The organism is Dyadobacter sp. CY343 (genome assembly GCF_021390335.1).
Classification (GTDB): Bacteria; Bacteroidota; Bacteroidia; order Cytophagales; family Spirosomataceae; genus Dyadobacter.
Window position 1 is genome coordinate 217,358 of record NZ_JAJUXK010000001.1, and the last position, 25,263, is coordinate 242,620.

Annotated in this window: 15 protein-coding genes and 3 tRNA genes; 9 read left to right on the forward strand and 9 right to left on the reverse strand. The window is 47.1% G+C overall.

Features of this window, described 5'->3' with window-relative positions; all coding sequences use genetic code 11:
* Positions 1–6: 6 nt before the first annotated feature.
* Entirely contained in the window at positions 7–1,356 is a 1,350-nt protein-coding gene (tig, locus tag LZG94_RS00840) for a trigger factor (RefSeq protein WP_233789998.1), read from the reverse strand.
* A 164-nt stretch (positions 1,357–1,520) separates the two neighbouring features.
* Positions 1,521–1,602, reverse strand: a tRNA-Leu gene (locus LZG94_RS00845).
* A gap of 184 nt (positions 1,603–1,786) precedes the next feature.
* Between LZG94_RS00845 and LZG94_RS00850 the strand changes: the two genes are divergently transcribed.
* The 3 genes from LZG94_RS00850 to LZG94_RS00860 all read left to right on the forward strand — a co-directional run bounded on the left by LZG94_RS00850 (position 1,787) and on the right by LZG94_RS00860 (position 6,068).
* Positions 1,787–4,072 carry a bifunctional (p)ppGpp synthetase/guanosine-3',5'-bis(diphosphate) 3'-pyrophosphohydrolase gene (locus LZG94_RS00850; RefSeq protein WP_233790000.1) on the forward strand — a complete coding sequence of 762 codons (2,286 nt, stop codon included), beginning with the start codon at positions 1,787–1,789 and terminating at the stop codon, positions 4,070–4,072.
* Positions 4,073–4,195: 123 nt separating this feature from the next.
* Positions 4,196–4,699, forward strand: coding sequence for a Fur family transcriptional regulator (locus tag LZG94_RS00855; protein ID WP_215234003.1), 504 nt, complete (start codon positions 4,196–4,198; stop codon positions 4,697–4,699).
* A gap of 73 nt (positions 4,700–4,772) precedes the next feature.
* Positions 4,773–6,068, forward strand: coding sequence for an adenylosuccinate synthase (locus LZG94_RS00860; RefSeq protein ID WP_233790001.1), 1,296 nt, complete (start codon positions 4,773–4,775; stop codon positions 6,066–6,068).
* A gap of 163 nt (positions 6,069–6,231) precedes the next feature.
* On the opposite strand, the gene LZG94_RS00865 is transcribed toward LZG94_RS00860, so the two are convergent.
* From LZG94_RS00865 to nirB, 5 genes are all read right to left on the reverse strand, one after another.
* Positions 6,232–9,174: a DEAD/DEAH box helicase gene (locus LZG94_RS00865; protein ID WP_233790003.1), complete on the reverse strand. Its 2,943-nt coding sequence runs from the start codon at positions 9,172–9,174 to the stop codon at positions 6,232–6,234.
* 110 nt (positions 9,175–9,284) lie between these two features.
* Positions 9,285–9,950 (reverse strand): response regulator transcription factor, encoded by a 666-nt coding sequence (locus LZG94_RS00870; RefSeq protein WP_233790005.1) that lies wholly within the window; start codon positions 9,948–9,950, stop codon positions 9,285–9,287.
* Positions 9,951–9,968: 18 nt separating this feature from the next.
* Entirely contained in the window at positions 9,969–11,399 is a 1,431-nt protein-coding gene (locus LZG94_RS00875; RefSeq protein ID WP_233790007.1) for an ATP-binding protein, read from the reverse strand.
* A 4-nt stretch (positions 11,400–11,403) separates the two neighbouring features.
* Entirely contained in the window at positions 11,404–11,763 is a 360-nt protein-coding gene (gene nirD, locus LZG94_RS00880) for a nitrite reductase small subunit NirD (RefSeq protein ID WP_233790009.1), read from the reverse strand.
* Positions 11,764–11,936: 173 nt separating this feature from the next.
* A complete protein-coding gene (nirB, locus tag LZG94_RS00885; protein ID WP_233790011.1) occupies positions 11,937–14,453 on the reverse strand; it encodes a nitrite reductase large subunit NirB in 2,517 nt (838 codons plus the stop codon).
* Between the two features lie 276 nt (positions 14,454–14,729).
* Here nirB and cobA point away from each other — a divergent pair, with 276 nt between their 5' ends.
* The 5 genes from cobA (at position 14,730) to LZG94_RS00910 (ending at position 23,544) form a co-directional block, all read left to right on the forward strand.
* Positions 14,730–15,488 carry a uroporphyrinogen-III C-methyltransferase gene (gene cobA / locus LZG94_RS00890; protein ID WP_233790013.1) on the forward strand — a complete coding sequence of 253 codons (759 nt, stop codon included), beginning with the start codon at positions 14,730–14,732 and terminating at the stop codon, positions 15,486–15,488.
* A 23-nt stretch (positions 15,489–15,511) separates the two neighbouring features.
* Positions 15,512–16,864, forward strand: a complete 1,353-nt coding sequence (locus LZG94_RS00895) for an alginate export family protein (protein WP_233790015.1) — start codon at positions 15,512–15,514, stop codon at positions 16,862–16,864.
* 39 nt (positions 16,865–16,903) lie between these two features.
* Entirely contained in the window at positions 16,904–18,220 is a 1,317-nt protein-coding gene (locus LZG94_RS00900; RefSeq protein WP_233790017.1) for a NarK family nitrate/nitrite MFS transporter, read from the forward strand.
* A gap of 303 nt (positions 18,221–18,523) precedes the next feature.
* The gene (locus tag LZG94_RS00905) at positions 18,524–22,051 is read left to right on the forward strand and encodes a nitrate reductase (protein ID WP_233790019.1); all 3,528 of its coding nucleotides are present in this window, start codon (positions 18,524–18,526) and stop codon (positions 22,049–22,051) included.
* 29 nt (positions 22,052–22,080) lie between these two features.
* Entirely contained in the window at positions 22,081–23,544 is a 1,464-nt protein-coding gene (locus LZG94_RS00910) for a rubredoxin (protein ID WP_233790020.1), read from the forward strand.
* Positions 23,545–23,598: 54 nt separating this feature from the next.
* Here the strand turns inward: LZG94_RS00910 and LZG94_RS00915 are convergent.
* Together LZG94_RS00915 and LZG94_RS00920 are read right to left on the reverse strand one after the other, a co-directional pair.
* Positions 23,599–23,684, reverse strand: a tRNA-Leu gene (locus tag LZG94_RS00915).
* 70 nt (positions 23,685–23,754) lie between these two features.
* A tRNA-Gly gene (locus LZG94_RS00920) sits at positions 23,755–23,827 on the reverse strand.
* A gap of 356 nt (positions 23,828–24,183) precedes the next feature.
* Here LZG94_RS00920 and LZG94_RS00925 point away from each other — a divergent pair.
* A complete protein-coding gene (locus LZG94_RS00925) occupies positions 24,184–25,260 on the forward strand; it encodes a TerC/Alx family metal homeostasis membrane protein (protein ID WP_233790021.1) in 1,077 nt (358 codons plus the stop codon).
* The last annotated feature ends 3 nt before the right edge of the window (positions 25,261–25,263 follow it).

A 25,263-nucleotide genomic window follows, 5' to 3' on the forward strand; every position in this document is an offset into this window, starting at 1 on the left:
TTAAGATCAGGCAGCTACTTCTTCGCCTTTCGCCAGTTTCTCAAATTCACTTACTTCAATCGTCTGCTCGTCGGTACTAACCTGGTTGCGGATGATATCCAATACTTTGTTATCAAAAACCTGATTAAATATGCTCGTGTAGTTATCGCGCTCTTTATCAGCCAAGTAACCCTGTGCAACACGGTCAATCGTCTCTTTCATATTGTCGTCGTCACCGTATATTCCAAACTGGCCTTTTACCATATTGCGGGTAAATTCGAAGATCTCAGGATATTCAACTTTAACACTTTCTCTGTCAGCTACCCTGTTTTTGATCAGGCTCAGTTTCAATGATTTTTTGAAATCTTCAAACTGCTCCTCGATCTGATCGCGGGTAAATTTACCTTCATTTGAACGTTCCAGCCAGTCTTTCAAAAATTCTTCCGGTACGTCGATCGAGATATTATCGAGCAAGGCAAACTCGATATCGCGGCGAAGCAATGCTTCTGTTTCGCGCTCGTAATTTCCTTTGATGATTTCAAGAACCTTTTCTTTGAATTGTTCTTCGCTGTCAGCCTGACCTGGGCCCAGTACTTTATCAAAAAACTCCTGGTTGAATTCTGCCGGTGCCTGGCGTGTGATATCTTCCACAGTCAGAACGAAATCGCCTGAAAGCGTACCGATGTCTTCTTTTTTCTTGCCAGTTACATGCGCAATCGCCGATTCGTCGGAGAATGTATCCTGAATGTCAAAAGTGATTACGTCATCTTTTTTCACTCCGATAAATTTCGCAACTGCTTCTTCCTTCACTTGTTTCGTAGGAATGGCAGTACGGGTTGTGAATTCGCTTGAATCCTGTTTCAATTCACCAAAGATCATATCACCGGCTTCACTTACTTCCGGGTGAATGCTATCTGCAAAACGCTCGCGCAGGCTGTCCAATGTTTTGTTCAATTCATTGTCATCTACATTGATCGTGTATCTTTTTACCGCAGGCAGCTCTGAAAGATTTACTTCAAAGTCAGAAGCAACACCCAGTTCGTACACAAACTCAAATTCAGTCGCTTTGTCCCAATTTACTTCCGCCGCCTTGTCGCGATCAGGAACCGGATCACCCACAACCTGCAATTTATTTTCTCTGATATAATTGCTCACCGCAGTGCTCAGCAAATTGTTGACCTCGTCAACTAAAATGCTTTTTCCATACATGCGCTGGATCACGTGGGAAGGTACTTTTCCTGGGCGGAACCCTTTCAGGTTGACCTTTTTAGAATAGTCCTTTATCGTTTTATCGACCTTAGGCTGGTAATCTTCTTTGTTTAACGTTACTTTCAATGAAGCCAACGTTGGTGAGCTTTTTTCTAACAGAACTTCCATATTTCGCTTATGCTAATGGTAACACCTTGGGTATAAAACAGAATTGAAAAATAAAAATGCCCTCAAAACGAAGTCCTGAGGGCATTTGACGGGTCTTACTACGGAGCAGCACATTTTCTAATTTTGGGATAGGAATTTGTTGCCCCGTCATTCCCTTTTAATCGTACGGGCGGAGGGAATCGAACCCCCACGCCTTGCGGCACTAGATCCTAAGTCTAGCACGTCTACCAGTTCCGCCACGCCCGCTCACTTTTTCCAGATTCAATCGAGGTCAATATTGCTGCCCTTTCTCGAATTGGGAGTGCAAAGGTATTTCTATTTTTTAGATAGATGCAAGCTTTTTTGAAAATTTTATCTTTTGGTAACAGGATATTGAAAAATGTCGCCGGAATTTATTATTTTGGTGAAGCATACCAATTAAAAAACAGCAGTGGAGCAACTCGTTGAGGCCCTCAATATTGATCTTGAACAGGAGCGGAAGGATATTCTTAAAAAATATCGGAGGTTATTACGTACAGCCAAGCCATTCTTAAAGGATAATGATGCCAAACTAATCAAAAAGGCATTTTACACGTCCGTTGAAGCACATAAAGATATGCGTCGGCGGTCGGGTGAACCTTACATTTACCACCCGCTTGCAGTAGCACAAATCGTGGTTGAGGAGATAGGTTTAGGTACCACCGGTATCGTCGCTGCCTTGCTGCACGACGTGGTAGAAGATACCGATATGCGGATCGAGGATATTGAGCGGCTTTTTGGTAAAAAAGTAGCCAAGATCATCGACGGACTTACCAAGATCTCAGGCAGGTTTGAATACGGATCTTCGCAGCAGGCGGAAAATTTCCGGAAAATGCTGCTTACCCTGTCGGATGATGTGCGGGTCATTTTGGTAAAACTGGCTGACAGGCTGCATAATATGCGGACGCTCGACAGTATGCCGCGCGACAAGCAGCTCAAAATTGCTTCGGAAACGATATTCATTTACGCGCCGCTCGCGCACAGGCTTGGACTTTACAGCATTAAATCCGAGCTGGAAGAACTCTATCTGAAATACACCGAACCGCAGGAATACCGCGCTATTGCCCGGAAACTGAGAGAAACGAAAGGGATCCGTGACCGCTTTATCGCGAAGTTCATGGAGCCGATCGCGCAGGATCTCGAATCTGCTGGGTTGAATTTTATCCTGAAAGGCCGCCCCAAGTCGATTTATTCGATCTGGAACAAAATGCGGAAACAGAGTAAGCCTTTTGAAGAGATCTATGACCTTTTCGCGATCCGTATCGTACTCGAATCCTCGGCTGAAAATGACCGTGAAAAAGCGATCTGCTGGCAGGCGTATTCTATTGTTACTGACCACTATAAACCCAACCCGGACCGGCTGAAAGACTTTTTGAGTACGCCACGGGCAAACGGTTACCAGTCGCTGCACTCGACAGTAATGAGCAAAAGCGGCCAGTGGGTGGAAGTGCAGATCCGCACAACTAGGATGGACGAAATCGCGGAAAAAGGCTACGCGGCGCATTGGAAATACAAAGGCAACGATACCAAGGTACGCGGCAATATAGAACAGTGGATCACGCAGGTGCGCGAGACGCTGGAAAATGGTTTTGGAGACAAAACAGCCGCGATAGAGTTCCTGGACGAGTTCAGGAGTAATTTGTTCAATGAAGAGGTTTTTGTTTTTACACCAAAAGGAGAACTGAAAGTATTGCAAAGCGGCGCTACCGCACTCGACTTTGCATTCGATATTCACTCGGAAGTAGGCGCTCATTGTATGGCGGCGAAAGTAGGAGGGATATTGGTCCCGATCAGTTACGTGCTCAATAATGGCGACCAGATCGAGATCATTACTTCCGGTAAACAAAAACCAAACGAAGACTGGCTGCGAATTGTAGTTACCTCGAAAGCCAGGGCCAGGATCAAGGATTTTCTCAAAGAAGATAATCGCCGCTACGAAACCGACGGGCGGCAGATGGTCGAGAAGAAGCTTAAAATCCTGGGAATTGATCTGACAGCCGAAGTTGTAAACCAGCTGCGCGCGTTTTTTGAATGCAAAACTTCTACCGACTTCTTTTACCGGATCGGTAAAGGCTACATTCATCTGGACGAACTGAAAAGGTTCAAGCGGGACAAAGAGTCGAAAGAGCGCAAAGCCGCGGATACGGCTACTCCTTCCCCTGGAAATGGGTCCGGCGACGGAAAAACGCTCACGAAGTTTCTCAAACAGATCCACGGCGACCGTGCAGACAGCGATACGCTGCTCATCGGCGACGATATGGACAAGATTGACTACAAGCTGGCCGCCTGCTGTAACCCGATCGCAGGAGATGACGTTTTCGGCTTTGTGACGATCAACGAAGGCATTAAAATTCACCGCACCACCTGCCCGAATGCAGCTGAGCTGATGTCCAAACACGGGAACAGGATCATCAAGGCAAAATGGGAATCCAACAAGGACGAAGCATTCCTAGCCGGGCTATATCTGTCCGGAACCGACCGTGTCGGATTGGTAAATGACGTAACCAGAATTATCTCTAACGAGCTGCATATCAATATGCGGGGACTCACGATCGATACTAAAGACGGGGTTTTTAATGGGGATATTAAACTCTATGTACAGGATACCCGACATTTGGATATCCTGATAAATAAACTCGAACAGGTGGAGGGAGTTTACAACGTTCAGCGCTTCGACACCAACCTCAGTCACACTTAATTGGGTGAACGATTATCAATATGCAGTGTTATTAAATCTGGTTGGTTCCCGGTGTTGTTAAATTGCCAGACTGACTATGATTTACTGTAAAAAAGCGTATTTTCGCGCAAGAATATCACAGATATGCCACAAGCCAGCAAACCAAATTTCGAAGCCGCCAAGAAAATTCTGACGGCTTACCTGGAAAATAAAGGACTTCGTAAAACACCTGAGCGTTTTGCGATATTGGAAGAGATCTACACCAGGGAAGATCATTTTGACGTCGATGAGCTTTATATCAGTATGAAGAACAAGCGTTATCGGGTCAGCCGCGCTACTGTTTACAACACGTTGGACGTACTGGTAGACTGTGACCTCGTTACCAAGCATCAGTTTGGCAAAAACCTGGCGCAGTTTGAAAAATCATACGGAAACAAGCAGCACGATCACCTGATCTGCACCGATTGCCACAAAGTGATGGAGTTTTGCGATCCCAGGATTCAGTCCATTCAGAACATGGTGGGAGAGATGCTCAATTTCAGTGTGATGCACCATTCCCTGATCTTTTACGGCAATTGTACCAAAGAGAATTGCCAGAACCGCAACGAAATCCCGCGGGAAACCTCGGCAGCTTACGAGGATAGATAGTTTAGACAGACCGGGCAGCTGGTAATTCGGCTGTCTGCCTTACACCATATTAGTTTCAGTAATCAAAAATTGAATGAAAGTTGACGTACTACTTGGGCTCCAATGGGGAGACGAGGGAAAAGGTAAAATTGTGGACGTTTTGGCGCCGCGATATCAGGTTGTAGCCCGTTTTCAAGGTGGCCCGAATGCCGGACATACTTTGGAATTTGACGGTATCAAACACGTTTTACACCAGATTCCGTCAGGGATTTTCCGCAGCGATATCCAGAATATCATTGGAAACGGTGTTGTATTGGATCCGATCGTTTTCAGAAGAGAAATTGAAAACCTGGGAAAATATAACCTGGACCTGATCAGCAATCTGTATGTTTCCAAAAAAGCATCCATCATTGTCCCGACTCACTCCCTGCTCGACGCAGCGTACGAGAAATCAAAAGGTGATTCTAAAATCGGTTCTACGCTAAGAGGAATTGGCCCGGCTTATCAGGACAAAACAGCGAGATTAGGTCTGCGAGTAGGTGATGTACTTTCGCCCAATTTTGCTCAGAAATACAAAAAACTGGTTGATGCGCATAAAGTCATTCTCGATTTCTACCAGTTTGATTACGCAGAAGCATTGCCGAAAGCGGAAGAGAATTTTTTCGCTGCGGTTGAATTCATGAAGCAATTCACGCTGGTTAATAGCGAATACCTTGTGAATGATGCATTGGTACAAAACAAAACGGTTCTGGCCGAAGGTGCACAGGGTTCTTTACTGGATATTGATTTCGGTTCTTATCCGTTTGTAACGAGCTCGACTACCATGGCCGCCGGCGCGTGCACAGGATTAGGTATTGCCCCGAGTCAGATAGGAGAGGTTTTTGGTATTTTCAAAGCCTACTGTACCCGTGTTGGCAGCGGCCCTTTTCCTACTGAACTATCAGATGAAATTGGCGAGAAAATGCGTCAGGAAGGTCGTGAGTTCGGTGCTACTACCGGTCGCCCACGCCGCTGCGGCTGGCTCGATCTGCCTGCATTGAAGTATGCGATTATGATCAATGGCGTTACGCAGCTGATCATGATGAAAGTCGATGTACTGACGATTTTTGATTCTATCAAGGTTTGTACCCAATACAAACTGGCAGACGGAACACTAACCGAACAACTTCCGTACGATCTGTGTGACGAAACGGTTGAGCCGATTTACAAAGAATTCAAAGGCTGGCAGCAGTCGCTCGACGGAATCCACGATTTCGACGCAATTCCGGAAGAGCTGCTTGCTTATGTGAAGTATTTGGAAGAAGAACTAAAATTGCCGATCACCTTCATTTCTACCGGCCCCGATCGCGAAGCGCTGATCAGCCGCGAAACGTCTGCGTTGTCGGTTTAAGTTATTCTTCTGATTTAATTTTCTCAGCCTGAGTTCCTACTCTGTCAGCCTGAGCGTAGTCGAAGGGCACGTGCCTTCGTCTTCGCTCAGGCTGACACAATATCATCAGCTTTGTTGGTTACCTGTCAAGCTGAGCGCAGCCGAAGCTCGCCCTGCACCAGCATCAAGCCAGCAAATTCAATACATCCTCCCGGCTCAGCGACTTGATAAACCCTTCCTCATTAGAGATCAGATCATCCGCTAATTGCTTCTTGGTGCGCTGCAAAGCAAGTATCTTCTCCTCAACCGAATTTTTGGTAATAAACTTATAGGTGAATACCGTACGATCCTGACCAATGCGGTGCGCGCGGTCGACTGCCTGGGCTTCAATAGCTGGGTTCCACCAGGGATCGAGGATGAATACGTAGTCGGCGGCGGTCAGGTTTAGGCCGAGTCCGCCGGCTTTTAATGAGATCAGGAATATCTTGATATCCTCCCTTCCCTGAAAAGTTTCAACCTGCTCCTGCCGGTTTTTGGTTGAACCGTCGAGGTAGGCATATTGCGTTTTATTTTCGTCGAGAAAGTGTCTGAACAAGTCAAGGTGTTTGATATACTGACTGAAAACCAGAATCTTATGATCCTCGCCCATCGCAGTCTGCATTTTGTGCAGTACATCTTCAAACTTTCCCGAACCATATTGGTATTCAGGATCAACCATTACCGGGTGATTGGCGAGCTGCCGGAGTTTGGTCAAGCCTTGCAGAACGACCAGCTGCGATTTTGAAATACCTTCTTTATCAATACTTTGCAGGATCAGATTGCGGTAATATGCCTTGGCTTCTTCATAAGCTTTCTCCTGCTCCTCGGACATATCGCAATACTGGATACTCTCCACTTTCTCAGGAAGGTCCGTAGCAACCTGCGATTTTAACCTCCTTAAAATGAATGGTTTAATAAGATTATAAAGCCGTTTTGTCTTTTCCTCGTCACCTTTTTTCTCAATAGGAATCTGAAATTCATCCCTGAAAAAAGCCTGGCTGCCCAGCAAGCCCGGATTCACAAACGACATTTGCGACCACAAATCCAGCGTATTGTTCTCCACCGGTGTGCCTGTCAATACCAGCCTGTGCGTCGAATTAAGCTTTCTGACTGCCTTGGTAATAATGGAAGCCGGATTTTTGATCGCCTGCGATTCGTCGAGAATAATGTAATTGAAACGGTAATTTTCAATGATATCAATATCCAGTCGGACAATTCCGTAGGAAGTCAGGATCAGGTCATAATTGTCAAACTGGGAAGTATCTTTCTCTCGGTTGGTACCGGTATATAGGAAAACTTTTAGATCGGGTGTAAACCGTTTCGCTTCCAACTGCCAGTTATAAAGCAGGGAAGTCGGCATAATGAGCATCGAAGGCTGTCCCGCGCCATTTTCTTTTTCCGATTGTAGCAATGCAAGCGTCTGAACCGTTTTTCCCAAACCCATATCATCTGCCAGACAACCTCCCAGGCGATATTGTTTCAGAAATTGCAGCCAGTCGTAACCCGTTTTTTGATAGGGGCGAAGCGTTCCTTTAAAGTTTAGTGGCGGCGCTGCGGGTTCTATTTGCTGGAAATTGCGCAGGTTTTCAAGTTTTCGGCTGATTACCGCGGTCGCCAGATTTTCTTCCTGCAATTCCTGCACAAGTGCCAGATGGTGCATGCGCAGCCGCAGCTCGTCCTCGTTTTCAGAATGCTCGGTAAATGAGAAGAACTCTGAATATTTGGTAAACCACCACTCAGGAATAACTGCTACCTCGCCATTTGGCAATAAAAACTCTTTCTTCCTATTTAATATGTAGTTTCTGAGCTCGATAAAAGGAATCTCAAACTCTCCAAACCTGACTTTTGCATTGATATCAAACCAATCGCGACCTTCCTGAATCGAAATATCGAGCGAAGAATAACCCAGGAAATAACGTTTGCTGTCGTTCGTATTTTGTCTGACGATAATGCCGTTTTCCTGCAATATACCCGCATTGCTTTGCAGCCAGCCAAAAGCCTGCGCCTTGGGCATCTGCACATTCCCGCTCCGCATATTAAGCCCCCATTCTTTCAGCAAGCGCACATTTTCACCTTCCACATCAATGCTGCGCCTTACTTTATTGAAAAAATAATCGTTTCCCTTTTTCTCCATATGCACGCTCGAAGGATGTGCAAAACTGTCGTAATGGAAGGAAAAACCGGCATATTGGAATGAAAGATCAAATGCGACGTCGTGGTCTTCTTCTTCCAAAACAGCTACATCCTCCGAATCCTGAAAAAGTACAGGTGTTTTTTTAGGTGAAGCTGAATATTCTGAAATAGTAAGGATCGTTTTGGGGGAGGAAGACACATTTCTGATCTCAAAACCCCGCGCGACCACATCATAGGAAGCAATCAGCGGCGCAACAAATCGACCATAATACTGCTCCTCAACCTGACCGGGAATAGCGATGAATTTTTTGTTCAAAAACGGTTTGATCTTCTTACCATCCACATTTCCTTCAAAGCTATACAAACGACCGTCTACGATAAGCCAGGCAGGATCTTCGCAAACCAGGAATGCATTCTTGTATTGAAATTCAAGCTTTTGGTACTTATGTCTGATCGTTGGAAAATAGTGGGTATTGTCTTCATTTCTGATAAAGTGAAAACGGATCGACGCTTTTTCGGGCTCAGTTTCGACGGGTTTCCAAAGCGGGTTACCGTCGCTTCCCATGATAAAAATGTCTTTTCCGGACAGCTTTTCTAAAATTCGGGCTTTACAGTTTTCGAGATAACCGGCAATCGCTTCCTGAATGGACTTGTCACCTTTCTGAGGATCGTAAATTTTCAGGAAATAGTCTACTGCATTCAGTTTTTTGGTATTGAATTTTCTCAACACCTGGTCCTGCTGAATATCGTCGATCAGCTTGACGAGTTCGAGATCCCGGCTATCCAGCCCGCTCATGAACTCCTTTACATTCTTAGAGGAAATATTCTGGATCTGAAAGGTAAACTCTCCGTGCGCATTCAGTTGAACAGCAAATGCTTCAAAAATATACCCTAAATACTCATGGTTCAGAATCGAATAAACAATCTTAAACGGCTCAGCAGGAGATACTTTCATTATCTGATTTGCTTCAAAGGGTAAGTGTTGACGAAAAGCCTATCAAGGTTTGGATTAACCTCTTTTGGAAATTGATAAACTTCAAATATAGATTAATTCGCCCCTAAATCCTACTTCTTCAAAGCCAGACTAACCAGCTCGGCGGTGTTCCTGACATTCGTTTTTTTCATGATACTCGCGCGCTGATTGGCGACGGTATTGGAGCTGATCTCGAATTTTTCGGCTATATCCTTGCTGCTCATTCCTTCGATCAGGCATTTCAAAATCTGCTGCTCGCGGGGTGTCAGGATATTCCAGATCGATTTACCCTCCATTTCAGCCGGCTCCACTTCCGGCTCAGGCGTGATCAGGACTTGTTTGAGCAATTTTTTAATGATAATAGAAGAAGCATAAGGCGGAAAGTACAGCTCACCTTTTGCAATAGCACGTATCGCACGCAGCATTTCGTCGCGGCTGGTATCCTTTTGCAGGTAACCCGACGCGCCGCTCAGTGCAGAAGTAAGAATATAGTCCGCATTGTTATGCATACTGAAAACCAGGATTTTGACATTCGGAAATGCAGGTACGATCTGCCTGATCACATCCATTCCCGAAACGCGCGGCATTGTCAGGTCCAGCAGAATGATGTCGGGATTCACCTTTTCAACCATATCCCACACTTCATCCCCATCGGAAGCCTCACCCGCAATGCGCAGGTCCTCCTCATCTTCCAGCAAAGTGATAATCCCCTGTCTCACAACCGAATGGTCGTCCACAACTAAAATCCGTATCGGCATTCCTGTTCAGGTATCAGTTTATAATTCGACTTCCAGAACCAGCTTGGTACCCCCGTCAATTTTAGAAATAATCTCTATTTTTCCATTGAGGAGCTGGCTTCTCGTGCGGATGTTTTCCATTCCGTTACCGGATGTAACCGGGAATTTTTCAGTTCGTAAATCATCTACCGAAAACCCCTTTCCATCGTCCGCGATCTCCAAAATAACACGATTCCGGGTGTGTTCCAACTTAATCTTGATCCGGCTGGCCTGCGCGTGCTTCACGGCATTGTTCAATGCTTCCTGCGCAATCCGGTAAAGACTGGTTTCCATTAAGTTGCTCATCGGGATCCGCTCGCTGGTATCTCCTTCAAAATCAACCTGTGCGCGGGATACCTCGGTAGTTTGTTCGCAGAGCAGTTTCAGGGCAGAGGTGAGGCCGAAATCATTCAATACCGACGGCATTAAGTTGAAAGAAATCTGGCGGGTGGTCTGGATAATATCCTGAATGAGCGAAACGAGCTGCTCAAATCGCTTCTGGTTTTTTTCGTCGTGAAATTGTACGGATTTTAACTTTTCTGCGTGCAGTTTCAGGCCGGTCAGCATTTGCCCGATCCCGTCGTGCAGTTCCAGCGCAAATCTTTTCCTTTCCTCTTCCTGCCCTTCGATCAGTGAGGCCGCGCGGATCCGGTCTTCGGCGAGCTGGAGTTCGTATTTTTCTTCTTCAACTACCAATAATTCTTTTTGAATATCAAGCAGTTGCAGGTTTGTTTCTTTTAATTTTTGGTTAGATAGCTGCAATGCAACCTCCGATTCCGTCAGCATGCGCACAACCCGCCTGGTAGTATTCACGACCGGCCTGAAAATGAGCAAACCTTCCGCCAGCAAAACCAGGATCGTCATAATGCCGAGGATCCATTCAATTCGTTCCAGATTTTCCAGGCGCTGAAAACTTTCCTTGTCAAACTGGAAAACGATCTTGTCCATCTGGTCCAGGTACAGCGGCTCATTTTTCAGAATAACCTGCAATGCATCCTGCATTTCGGCTGACGAAATACTATCCTGATCTACTGCCAGAAACTGGCTGTGCATTTCGTCGAATACCGGTTCCAGCTCGCTAAACATCGTATCCAGCGCCGCGCTTTTCCACGTTACCACGCCATCTTCAATAGGTAACCTTCTGCTGGCCAGCTGCTCGTGGCTGGTTCTCCATTGGTTTAAAAGAACAGAAAACCGAACACTGTCCGAAGCAGGTGTTTTACTGACTTTGAGTAATGCAAGCTTGGTGAGCCGCTGGCTGAGCATTCGCTGCCGGCCAGCCACATTCACGACCCGACTATCGTGGTTCAGGCTGCTGATAGTTCTTCTGATCAGAAATAACCCGCTGATAGTCAGCATGGCGACTACACAGAGTGCTACTACATAAAACCTCGTCAGACTTCCTGCTACCCGCTTGTCGAGTCTCTCCATTTGCTCATAATCCGATATACACCAGGTTTTCCCTGACCATCACCGGGAAAGTTTTAATTTGATAGGCATCGTCATTGAAACACTGCCCGGTTTTTAATGAAAATGTTTTTTTGTGAAACGGACAAGCCACTTTCGGTTCTCCTTCGTGGCTGCCGATCATCCCGCGCGAAACCGCCATTTGCTGTCTGTGCGGACATTCATTGTCTGTCGCGTACCATTCGCCGCGGCGGGCAAAGTTAAATATAGCGATTTGTTTGCCGTCAATAAACGCGCAGCCGCCGCCATCTTCGGGAATATCGCTCACCTCGCAGGCAATATGCCAGGTAACTTGGGTGTCTGTCGGGGTTTGTGTTTCTGTGTTCATAGGAGTTTTGATGAGTTTATGAGCCGACGGGGAATGATTGAATGATTGAATGATTGAATGATTGAATGATTGAATGATTGAATGATTGAATTTCTTTGGGTGTGATTCATGAATCCAACAATGAATGACAATGACTGACCACAAATGACAATCAGTGACTTAAATAACCATCCCTACGCCCACTCCTTTGCCCTTTTCTGTTCCCTCATTTCTTCAAATTGAATCGAAGGATCTTTGGCTGGGGTATTGACAAAATGGGAGAACCGTTTCCTCAGCTCCGGATTATCCACTACTTCTTTCCATTCGCATTGGTACACGTCGATCAGCTGCTGCAAGTCGCTTTCCAGCTCGGCCGCAATGCCCAGCACATCATCCACGACCACGGCTTTCAGATACGACATGCCGCCTTCCATTTTGTTCAGCCAGGTGGCGGTCCGCGCCAGTGGGTCGGCTGTTTTAATGTAAAACATCAGGAAACGGTCGATCAGGCGGAGACAGGTTTCTTTGTCCACGTCGGTAGCTAAAAGCTGCGCGTGCTGGGGTTTGGAGCCGCCGTTTCCGCACACATACAGATTCCAGCCTTTTTCCGTCGCAATAATCCCGAAATCCTTGCTCTGCGCCTCAGCGCACTCACGGATACAGCCCGAAACCGCAGATTTAAGCTTATGCGGCGAGCGCAAACCTTTATACCTATTCTCTACCTCGATGGCAAAACTCACCGAATCCTGCACGCCAAATCGGCACCAGGTAGAGCCTACGCAGCTTTTTACAGTCCGCAAAGATTTTCCATACGCGTGGCCGCTCTCGAAACCCGCATTGATCAGTGCTTCCCAGATTTCCGGCAAATCGCCCAAATGCGCGCCGAACAAATCAATCCGCTGGCCGCCGGTGATTTTGGTATATAATCCGTATCGCTGCGCGACCTGCCCGATCACGATCAGTTTTTCAGGGGTAACCTCGCCGCCTGGTATTCTCGGGACAACCGAGTAAGTGCCTCCTTTTTGAATATTAGCAAGATATCTGTCGTTTGAATCCTGAATAGGCGCGCGGTCTTTTTGCAAAATGCTTTCATTCCACAAACTCGCCAGCAGCGAAGCCACAAGCGGTTTACAAGTCTCGCAGCCGTCACCTTTTCCAAAGGTATCAAGTACATTTCCATACGTTTTCAATCCATTCATTTTTACCAGATCCAGCAATTCCTGGCGGGAGTAGTCAAAATGCTCGCAGACCACATTCCGGACGTAAACGCCGTTTTGTTTCAATGTGCCCGTGATAATGTCTTTCACCATCGGAATGCAGCCGCCGCAGCCTGTACCCGCTTTGCAGGATTTTTTGATGGAATCGATGGTATGGTTGCCTTTTTCGCTCACTTCCTGGCAGAGCATTCCTTTGGTAACCGCTTCACAGGAGCAGATCAGCGCATCGTCGGGGAAGCTCATCACCCCGGCACCCGCTTCTTCGCCGCCTCTAGATCCCAATATCAGATCTTCCGAATCGGGCGGTAGGATCGTTTTGTTCTTGCACGTTTGCAGCAGCATATTGTATTGCTCCGCGTCGCCCACGAGAATCCCGCCGAGCAGCGTTTTTCCGTCGGGACTTACATTAATGCGTTTGTAAATTCCCTTCGCCTTATTCTCGTAACGAACTGTGGTACAAGCAGGCTCTTCAATAAAAGGATCTCCAAAACTGGCGACGTCGGTACCAATCAGTTTGAGTTTGGTTGACATATCGAAAGGCAAAAATTCTTTCGCACCGCCGGTCAGTTTCGCAGCAACTACATCGGCCATTTCGTAGCCTGGCGCGATCAGTCCGTAGATCATGTGGTGCGCCAGCGCGCATTCTCCTATTGCAAAAATGTTGGGATCGGAAGTTTGCAGCTGATTATCGACGATAATACCGCCTCTCGGGTGCGTTTCCAGTCCCGCGATTTTAGCAAGCTCGTCGCGCGGGCGGATACCCGCTGATATCACGAGCATATCTACTTCCAGAAAAGACTGGTCGGCAAACTGCATTCCTTCGATACAATCGCCGCCTTTGATCTCCTGCGTATTTTTGGAAAGATGAATATGCAGTCCCAAGCTTTCCAGCTGACTTTGCAGCATGCGGGAACCGGCCTCGTCGATCTGCCTCGGCATTAACCTGGTTGCAAATTCTACCACGTGCGCTTCTTCCAGACCGAGGTCGAGCAGTGCTTTTGCAGCTTCTAATCCCAGCAATCCGCCACCGATCACCGCACCCTTTTTAGCTTTCCGTGCATAGGATTGGATCAGTTCGAGGTCTTCAATGGTCCGGTACACGAACACGCCGTCTTTTTCAACTCCTGGAATAGTTGGAACAAACGCGCCTGAACCGGTGGCCATGATCAGGTAGTCATATTGTACTACAATACCATGATGAGAACGAACCAGTTTGTGTTCCCGGTCAATATCGACGACTGGATCGGACAGGTAGATCTTTATACCATTATCTGCATACCAATCTTCACCAGCCAGCGTCAAATCGTCGGCCGTTTTGCCAGCAAAGTATTCGCTTAAATGTACGCGATCGTACGCCACACGCGGCTCTTCACCGAATACAGTAATGCTGATCTGCTGGCTTGCCTGCCGCTTCGCCAGAAGTTTTTCACAAAACTTAAAACCGACCATTCCATTGCCAATCACTACAATTCTGATGACTGAAATATGTTTCATAGTATATAGTAACTATTAGTTTGTAAATCAATTATTATTTTGTTGTATTATTCCTATTATAGAATATTGTATACCTCTTTTGTGGCACTCAAAACTAAATGGCAAATAGTCATTTTCCTAATTTTATATTCTTAAATATGGTCATTTATAAATATATATTTTGGTTAAAGGGTTGTTTTGTAAAATTTAGCTTCTAATTTTGATGCCGTAGTAATGATGGTTATTAACTACTATACATAGTACATTTTCAATATTCACTCCTGTATTACGAAACAAATGGAAGCTAAACTAACATTGGTTGGTGCCGGGCCGGGAGACGGAGAGCTGATTACCTTAAAAGGGATCAGGGCACTGGAAAAAGCGGACGTCGTACTGTATGATGAACTCGCCTGTCATGAACTGCTGGACTTCGCGCCGGCGCATTCCATGAAGATCTACGTAGGAAAAAAAGTGGGTGAACCTTCATTTTCACAGGAGGAAATCAACGGTCTGATCGTGCGGCTTGCCCGCAAGAAAGGTCACGTGGTGCGTTTGAAAGGTGGCGATCCGTTTGTATTCGGCCGCGGACACGAGGAAATGGAATATGCCAGGGACTGTGGTGTGACGGTGGAAGTTGTGCCGGGTGTTTCGAGCTGTATCTCGGTGCCTGCGTCGATGGAAATTCCGGTTACCCGCCGGGGTGTGAGTGAAAGTTTTTGGGTGATCACCGGTACTACCCGCGACGGTTCACTTTCTGACGATATGCAGCTTGCGGTTCAATCCAAAGCTACTGTGGTAGTATTAATGGGATTGGGCAAACTGGAAGAGATATGCGCATTGTACAAGCGTTTCGGTCGTGGGCATTTGCCGATGGCAGTGATTCAAAATGGAACGCGGCCTGACGAAAAAAGTGTGATCGGACAGGTTTGGGAAATGCCCCAGCTCGTGCGTGAACAAAAGATCGGTACGCCCGCTATCATGATCATGGGCGAAGTAGTGGCCCTGCATCCATCTTACGCACTGGAATATCTGCATAGTAACGGTTTGGCCTGCTAACTCTTCTACCCTGAAAATATAATATGAAAACAGCTATACGCATCGTAATAGCGGGTCTATCAGCATTGCTGGTAGGTTCGGAAGCATTTGCCCAGTTCAGTTTGTCGGGCCAGCTGCGAACGCGCACTGAGCTACTTCACGGGCAGGGATCTCCTTTGTCCAAAAATGATAAGCCGGCGTTTTTCACTTCCCAGCGTACCCGGCTGAATGCGGGCTACAAAGGTTACCGGATGCATTTTTTTACGGCTTTGCAGGATGTACGCGTTTGGGGACAGGATGCTTCTACCAATAATAGGGTCACAAATCAGCCTCAAAATGGCCTGATGCTGCACGAAGCGTGGGGCGAGATCAGTTTGCTGGATACCAACAAAACCAGGCTGGGTAAAGTGTTTTCGGTTAAAATAGGACGGCAGGAGTTGCTTTACGACGACAGCCGGCTGCTGGGAAATCTGGACTGGCTCCAACAGGCAAGGCGCCACGATGGGGTTTTGCTTAAATTTGAAAACGACGGATTTCTCGCACATATTGGCGCTGCGTATAATCAAAACCGTGAGACAAGGAGCGCGACTTTATACGACGGTGTTCCGGTAGGTTACCCGGCCGGAACGAATGGAATAGGTACCATGTACAAATCCATGCAGTTTGTTTATTTAGGTAAAAAACTGAAAAAGGGCAACGCTTCTTTTCTGGTGTTCAAAGATGATTTCCAGAAGTATAAGTTAGATTCAGCGGGTGCCAAAAACCTGCGCCCAGGCACGTGGAAGCGCATTACTGCCGGACCTTACGTGCAAACTGCATTGGGTAAATTCTGGAACCTGACAGCTAGTGTCTATTACCAGACTGGAAAAGACAAAGACGGAAAGTCGCTGAGCGCGTGGATGTATTCGGTGCGGGGACTGTATAATATGACGCGAAGTTTTTCAATAGGACCAGGTTTCGACTATACCTCCGGCTCAGCAGCTGGATCAGCTAAAAATCACACATTTGATCCATTGTACGGCACTCCTCATAAGTTTTGGGGACAAATGGATTACTTCTATGCGGCCAACGGTTTCGGTCGCGGCGGTCTGGCTGATTTTTATATTAATACACTCATAAAACCTTCCTCCAAACTGACTATACAAGCTGATCTGCACCAATTTTCCAGTGCAACGCCTGTCCGGAATGCGCAGGACCAGAAGCTGTCTTCCAACTTCGGCAGCGAGCTGGACGTGATCGCAACCTACAATCTCACCAATATGATCAGCTTCCAGGGCGGGTATTGCACTTTCCTTCCTACGGGCAGTCTGGCGGCTGTTAAGAATGTGAAAGATCCGCAGAAAATGGCCAACTGGGCTTATCTGATGATCAATATCAAACCCGATTTTTTGAAGTAAGTCCCGACGTAAAATCATCATTTCAAAACTCTTATTACAATGGAAACGACTCAGAAGCCCCTTGAAAAGTTGAACATTTTTAGTTTCAAAGGCGTACAGATGCGGACCTTTCATTTGACATGGATGGCGTTTTTTCTATGTTTTTTCGGCTGGTTCGGCCTGGCTCCCCTGATGACGATCATTAAAAAAGACCTCGGATTGAGCAAAGAACAGATCGGTAATATCATCATCGCATCAGTGGCGGCTACGGTAGTCGCCCGGATTTTAATAGGCAAACTTTGCGATTCGTGGGGGCCGCGGAAAACTTATGCGGCTTTAATGGGCGTTTGTTCCATTCCGGTTATGTCTGTCGGGCTGGTGCATTCGTATGAGGCATTTCTGCTGTTCCGCCTCGCGATCGGCGTGATCGGCGCTTCGTTTGTGATCACGCAATACCACACTTCGGTGATGTTCGATCAGAAGATCGTCGGTACGGCCAATGCGGTCGCTGGCGGCTGGGGTAACCTCGGCGGCGGGATCACAAATATGGCTATGCCGCTGGTTTTTGGGTTTTTTATCAGCATGGGCTACCTGCCTGAGTCGGCCTGGCGCGTGGCGATGATCATCCCGGGCGTGTTCCTATTCATTTTTGCATTCGTTTATTATCGTTTTACAAAAGATACCCCTGCGGGAAACTTTGAGGACCTGGCAATTGCCAATCCAAAAGCTGTCAAAACAAAAGGTGCATTGGCGAAAGCTGCGAAAGATCCGCGTACCTGGGCATTGTTTCTGGCTTATGGTGCATGTTTTGGGATAGAAATTACTTTTGATAATGTAGCGGCACTTTACTTTTTTGAATACTACGAAACTTCGCTGGCCACCGCCGGGATACTCGCAGGTACTTTTGGTTTTATGAACATTTTCGCCCGGGCGATCGGTGGTATTCTGGCTGATAAGGTGGGAAATAAATATGGTATGGTAGGAAAAGGTCGGTTGCTCGCCGCGCTATTGTGTCTGGAAGGTATTGGTATCGCACTTTTTGCGCAAAGCGGCAGTCTGACGATGGCGGTAGTGACGATGCTGGGCTTCGCGATGTTTCTTAAAATGGCAAATGGGGTTACCTATGCAATCGTGCCTTTTATCAATCGGAAAGCGATCGGCTCGGTAAGCGGGATTGTCGGCGCGGGAGGAAATGTAGGTGCGGTACTGGCTGGGTTTCTATTTAAATCTAGCTCTATTTCGTATTCGGAGGCATTTATGTACATTGGCGGGGCTATTGCCTGTATTGCTGCGGTGGTGGCATTAGTGAATTTTGAGAAGACACAAACCATCATGTCCGAGCGCCTATCTCCGTCGGCTGAGGCCGTGGGGAGTTGAGTGCTAGCGGTGTCGCACTTTCCGTCGGCTGAAGCCGTGGGGCTTGGGTACTACCGGTGTCGCACCTTCCGTCGGCTGAAGCCGTGGGGACTGAGTACTAGCGGTGTCGCACTTTCCGTCGGCTGAAGCCGTGGGGACTTTAGTACTAGCGGTGTCGCATTTTCCGTCGGCTGAAGCCAACGGTTATTGATAAGGGCGGGGCGTTTCACTGCCGCCGATTGCATCATCGCCCCATTCGGTCATTCAATCATTCGATCATTCAATCATTCAGCGCATCGGCGCCCGCTCATTCAATCATTGAACATGAAACCAACATCATTCAAATCGACCTGCTGTTACTGTGGCGTGGGCTGCGGGGTGGTGGTGACGAAAGAAAGTAATGGTCAGCTGAGCCTCGAAGGTGACAAAGAACATCCATCCAACAAGGGTATGCTTTGTTCCAAAGGGATGAACCTGCATTATACCGTCATGGACCATTCGGATAGGCTGCTGTATCCGCAAATGCGCATGAATCGGTCAATGCCGATGCAGCGGGTTAGCTGGGACGATGCGTTGGAAAGAACTGCTGCGGTTTTTAAAACATTCATTAAAAAGTTTGGCCCCGATTCAGTTGCATTTTACGTTTCGGGACAATGCCTTACGGAAGAGTATTATCTTGTTAATAAGCTGATTAAGGGTTTTATAGGATCTAATAATATAGATACCAACTCCCGGCTCTGCATGAGCTCGGCGGTAATGGGCTACAAGCTGGCACTGGGCGAGGATAGTGTGCCTGTGTGCTATGATGATATCGAGGCGGCCGATGTTATGTATGTGACAGGCGCGAATCCTGCCTGGTGCCACCCGATTATCTGGCGCCGGATTGAGGCGCATAAGGCTGCCAATCCCAATGTAAAGATCATTTGCGTGGACCCGCGCCGCACCGATACTGCGCGTTCTTCCGACCTCCATTTGCAGATTATTCCAGGTACTGATATTGTGCTCAATCACGCAATAGGAAGGTTATTGATTGAAAATGGGTACGTAAATAATGAATTTATCCTCGATCATACCGACGGTTTTCAGGCTTATTGTGAAAAAGTAATGCAGCGTACGATTGCGGAGGCGGCGGAATTATGTGGTGTTGAAAAAGCGGATATTGAACTGGCAGCGGAGTGGATCGGCCAGTCGCGCGGATTTCTCTCTTTCTGGACAATGGGATTGAACCAGTCTGTGATCGGTGTTAATAAAAACCTTTCCCTGATCAATCTGCATTTGATCACGGGCAGAATCGGTACCCCCGGAAACGGACCTTTTTCACTGACAGGCCAGCCGAATGCAATGGGAGGTCGCGAAACGGGCGGGTTAGCGAATATTTTGCCTGGTCACCGGGAGGTAGCGAATGCAGCTCACCGTCGGGAACTGGAAGCATTTTGGGGTAGTCCGGTGGAAATCGGCAACAAGCCGGGACTCACGGCGACTGAGATGTTCGAGGCACTGGCGGAGGACAAATTGAAAGCGATCTGGATCATTAATACCAATCCGCTGGTGAGTATGCCGGATATGAATGCGGTGGAAAGTGCGCTGAAAAAAGCGCGGTTCGTGGTGGTGCAAGATGTTTCGAACCGGGCCGATACCGTGCATTTTGCGGATGTAGTACTACCCGCGGCGGCCTGGCTGGAAAAAGAAGGTACGATGACCAACGCCGAGCGGCGGATCACGCATTTACCCAAAGTAGTGAATACACCCGGTGAGGCGTTGCCCGACGCGGAAATTATCTGGCGGTTTGCGGCGAAAATGGGCTTTGGAGATTCATTTAATTATAGCAGCGCTTCCGAGGTTTATGATGAATATGTGAAAATTACCGCAGGTACCAGCATTGACGTTACCGGCGTGAGTCACGCGGTTTTGCAACAAAATAGAAGTGTACAATGGCCATTTCCTGCGCATACTGAGGCATTTGACCAAAAAAATAATAACGCCCGGCTTTTCACAGACCACCAGTTTTACACTCCCAACAAAAGAGCGCAGATCCACGCAGTCGACGATGAAAACAGGTCGGAGCCGGTGGATGAAAATTTTCCGTTGATATTAACGACAGGCCGGATCAGGGACCAGTGGCATACGATGACCAAAACAGGCTGGGTCGCGCGACTAAACAAACATATTCCGCAGCCTTTTTTGCAAATTCACCCAACCGACGCAGCGAAGCGAAATATAAGCGACGGTCAGCTGGTTACTGTGCGGGGCAGGAGAGGGGAAGTTCGGGTAAAGGCACTGGTTACCGAAGATGTGCGCCCGGGATTGTGTTTTCTGCCCATGCATTGGGGTAAAATATTGGGTAGCAACGGCGTGAGGGCCAATAATATCACAAGTTCGCTGGTGGACCCACGTTCCAAAGAGCCGGATTTCAAGTTCTCGGCGGTGGAGGTTAGTTTGTATCAAAAACCGGTCGAAAAAATTATTATCATAGGGGCAGGTTCCGCGGGACTGGGGTTTATCAATGCATACCGCGCATTAAATCAGGAAGATCAAATTTACGTTTTTTCCAAAGAGGTCAATCCATTCTACAACCGCGTCATGCTGCCCGACTATATCAGCGGGGCGCAGCGTTGGGAACAGCTCGTCAGGTTGCGGGAAGACCAGTTTGAAGAGCATAATATAGTAGTACACAAAGGATTAGGTATCGCGCATATTGACAGAAAAAACAAAACTGTAATTGACAGCGAGGGCCAGGAACATACTTACGACCAGCTGATCCTGGGTACGGGCAGCCGCGCATTTATGCCAAAAGGAGTGCCGCGGCTCAAAGGGATCTTTAATATGCGCTCGCGTCCAGATGCCGATTCATTAACGCCTTTTTTAACCCAAAAAGACCCGCACGCGGTGATCGTCGGCGGTGGTATCCTGGGTCTGGAACTGGCAGCTTCTTTTCGGGAAATGAATGTAAAAGTGACCGTGATCCAGCGCAGCGGCCGTTTTATGGAGCGACAACTCGATACGCTTGCGAGCGAATTGTTATACCAGGAATTGCTCGACCGACGAGTCGAAGTGTTTTTTAACGATGAGGTAGCAACATTTTCCGGCACGGACAAAGTGGAAGGTATTCGCCTGAAATCGGGCAGAAAGCTGGATTGTCAGGTGGTGGTGATGACGATGGGAACGGTGCCGAATATTGAGCTGGCCCAGGAGGCGGAGCTGGATTGCAAGCGTGGCGTGGTCGTGAACGATTATATGCAGACTTCGGATCCTTCCATTTACGCAGCCGGCGAGATCGCGGAATGGAATGGTAAAATGTGGGGCATCACTTTGGGGGCGGAGGAGCAGGCCGCCGCGATCGCCAGCTATCTTGCGGGGGATATTTCGCAACCATATAAAGGAAGTATTTCGATGAATATCCTGAAAATGGAAGGTTTGCACCTGTGCAGCATCGGACTTACCGAAGTGCCGGCGAACGATCCTTCTTACGAGCAGATCATTTTCACGGATCAATCAAAAAGATATTATAAGAAGTGCATTGTCCACCACGATCGGCTAGTGGGCGCGATTATGATCGGGGATAAGAATGAGTTTGCCGAGTTCCGCGACCTGATCGCCAGCGGCACGGAGCTTTCGGAAAAACGCTTGCAATTGTTGCGCGCCAGCAAACCTGCCGAGCCGCTGATTGGAAAGCTGGTTTGTTCATGTAACAATGTTGGAGAAGGGAATCTGGAAAAGGAAATTTCCGGTGGCTGCGCAGATTTTCAGCATTTGTGTCAGAAAACGGGCGCGGGAACTGGCTGCGGATCTTGTCGGCCCGAAGTGAAAGCGATTTTGAAAAAAGTATTGGAGGGAAATCTGGTGGCTGTTTAGCAAATGCTATTCGATAAACTGACGGAACCGTGAGAGACTATTATACCGTAAAGATCAATCTGCCGGGCGGCATTGCGTCGCCGGGATTTTTGAAAGAAGTGTTACTGGCTGCGTGGGAGGCGAATGTCCGGAAAGTTCGGTTTGGATCGAGACAGCAAATGCTGATGACGGTTCATTACGAGGTAATGCGGTTTTTGGAAAAAGATCTGAAAAACAGGGGGATAAGTTATGAAGTGAATGGTGACCGTGCGCCTAATATACTGAGTTCGTATTGCGGCGAGGACGTTTTCAGGACCGGCCAGTGGCTGGTTGCGAATGAATACCATTCCGTGCTCGACAGCATTGATTATGCGCCCAGATTGAAGATCAATATCTCCGATTCTAATCAGAGCTTCACGCCGTTTTTTACCGGTAACCTCAACTTTATCACCTCTCCTGACCCGCATTTCTGGTACTTATATGTGCGCCCGAAGCAGAGCAATGCTGTATTCCGGTGGCGGGAGCTGATTTATACCAACGAGATCGGGAAAGTGGCGAAGGCGGTGGAGGAATGTATGTTGGATGAAAATTTGACAGAAGAAAAAGCTTTGTACCAGGGAGTTAGCGAGCGCATTCACTATATATCGCAGCCTGCGACGCAGGAACTGGACTTGCCTTCTTTTTCACTTCCTTATTATGAAGGTTTCAACAGGTATGAATCCCGGACGTGGCTGGGCTTGTACCGGCGGGACGAGCTGTTTTCGGTAGAGTTCTTGCTGGATATCTGTACGCTTTGCCTTAAAACCAAAATCGGAGAAATATGCATTACGCCCTGGAAATCGATGATTATCAAGGGTATTGAAGACCAATACCGGAACCAGTGGAGTGGTATTTTGGGGAAACACAATATCAATGTTCGCCACGCCGCAAATGAGCTTGCCTGGCAGACGGAAGATCACCACGATGAAGGAACGATCCTGAAAAATGACCTGATCCGCTATTTTGAAAAACACGATACACGCACTTTCGGACTTTGTTTCGGTATTCAAACGCGGCCGAAATCGGAAGTTTTCAGTTCGGTACTGATAAAAAAGCGTCCTGTTCTGCGGATCGGGCAGCTGGCTGTTTTTAGTCAGTACGATATTTATTACACTGAAAACTTTAATCCGAACAGCCGCCGGTTACTGCTTTTTGAAAAAGGACTTTATAAAATGCAGCTGGCGGTACAGCTGGAAAGGTTGTGCCGGCGGTTTAATAACAAGCGTTTGAAGGAGGAAATGCAGATTGCGCCTTCCGAGCCAGAAGTAGTTGACACATTTACGCCGACCCGGTACATTCACCAATGCCCGGACTGTCTGACAGTATATGATGAAACCTTCGGAGACCCCGTGCAGAGTATCCCGGCGGGAACTTCCTTTAACCAGCTGCCGCAGGATTACTGCTGCTCGATGTGCGGGACGGAGAAATCGGAAATGATATTGGTGGAGGAAGCGATCGTGGCGGCAGACTTCTGAAAAAAAGACTTACAAATAAAAAAAGCTCCTGATTTTTGATCGGGAGCTTTTCTGTACCGGGGACGGGAATCGAACCCGTACGAGCGTTTCGGCTCACAGGATTTTAAGTCCTGCGTGTCTACCAGTTCCACCACCCCGGCATCAGCCATTGATTGAAACTTTGGCACTTTTATGAGAAAAAAAGCACCGTCTCCGGTGCTTTTATCTCTGAGCGAAAGACGGGGTTCGAACCCGCGACCTCGACCTTGGCAAGGTCGCGCTCTACCAGCTGAGCTACTTTCGCAATACCCGATGCGATTATCGTGGTGCAAATGTATGTAGCCGCTTTTTTTGACGCAAGCTTTTATGATAAATATTTAGCAAAAAAAGTCCAGGCGAGGATTAACAAATTGTAAATCAAGCGCGGAAGCTGATGAAATTTTTTCTCAATGCACTTTTGTAAACAGTATGAAGGTCGCATTTGATTTGATCTGGAAGCATTTCGAATTCAGGCATGAAAATTACCGTCCGTCCCAATTCAGTTATCCATTTTATATTTTGATTACCTTTATCGTTGCAGAATATTTGCGTGGACGAGCGTGAAGTACTTTTGCAATTCACTGTTCCATTTGAATTGAATTTTTTAAAATAGCTTTTTCCATGTTTTCGAACGAAGTATTGTTTTTTGGAGGCTTCATAGTGATGATCACCATTATGCTCCTTCTGGACCTTGGCGTTTTTTTTAAGACGAAGGATCATATAGTAAAATTTAAAGAAGCGGCTGCCTGGACGGTGGCGTGGATTGCATTGGCGATGATCTTTTACGTGATCATCAGGACGCACGGGGACCTGATTCATGGAATGGAGAATTATGCGCAGCTGGAAGGTATTGCACAGAAATATGCGCCGCACCTGAAACTGATACCCGGAGATTTCGAGGCAAGTCTGGAAATCTATCGTAAGAACATGTCACTGGAATTTATCACGGGTTACCTATTAGAGTACGCGCTTTCCGTAGATAATATCTTTGTTATTATTCTGATTTTTGCATCTTTTGGAGTAAGACCCAAATACTATAAAAAAGTGCTTCTTTGGGGCGTTTTAGGCGCAATTGTAATGCGTTTTGTATTCATTTTTGTTGGGTCTGCGTTAATGCAGCGATTTGAATGGATTATTTACATTTTCGGTCTGCTGCTGGTTTATCAGGGAGGCAAGATATTCTTTGAAGGCGGAGAAGATGAGAAAATTGATCCTGCGAAGCACCCGGTCGTGAAGTTTGCATCCAAGTACCTGCCCGTTTTTCCAAGGTACGTCAGAGAACATTTCTTTGTATTGAAGAAAGGAAAATGGATGATCACGCCGCTTTTTGTGGTGGTTCTGATTATTGAATTTACCGATTTGATCTTTGCAGTTGACTCTGTTCCGGCCGTTTTCTCGGTCACAAAAGATCCTTATGTAGTTTTCTTTTCAAACATTTTTGCGATCATGGGACTTCGTTCCATGTTCTTTTTCCTGAGTAATATCATGGGGCTTTTCCGGTTCCTGAAATATGGGCTTGGTGTATTGCTGGTATTTATCGGAGGAAAAATGCTGGCACACGCGCCGCTCGAGAGAATGGGTTTCGAAACCGTTTATTCGCTTTATGTGATCCTCGGGATCCTTGCGATAAGTATACTCGCATCGGTACTTATTCCTGAAAAAAAGGTTGCAGAGAACAAGGCATTGCCCAATAGTTGACCC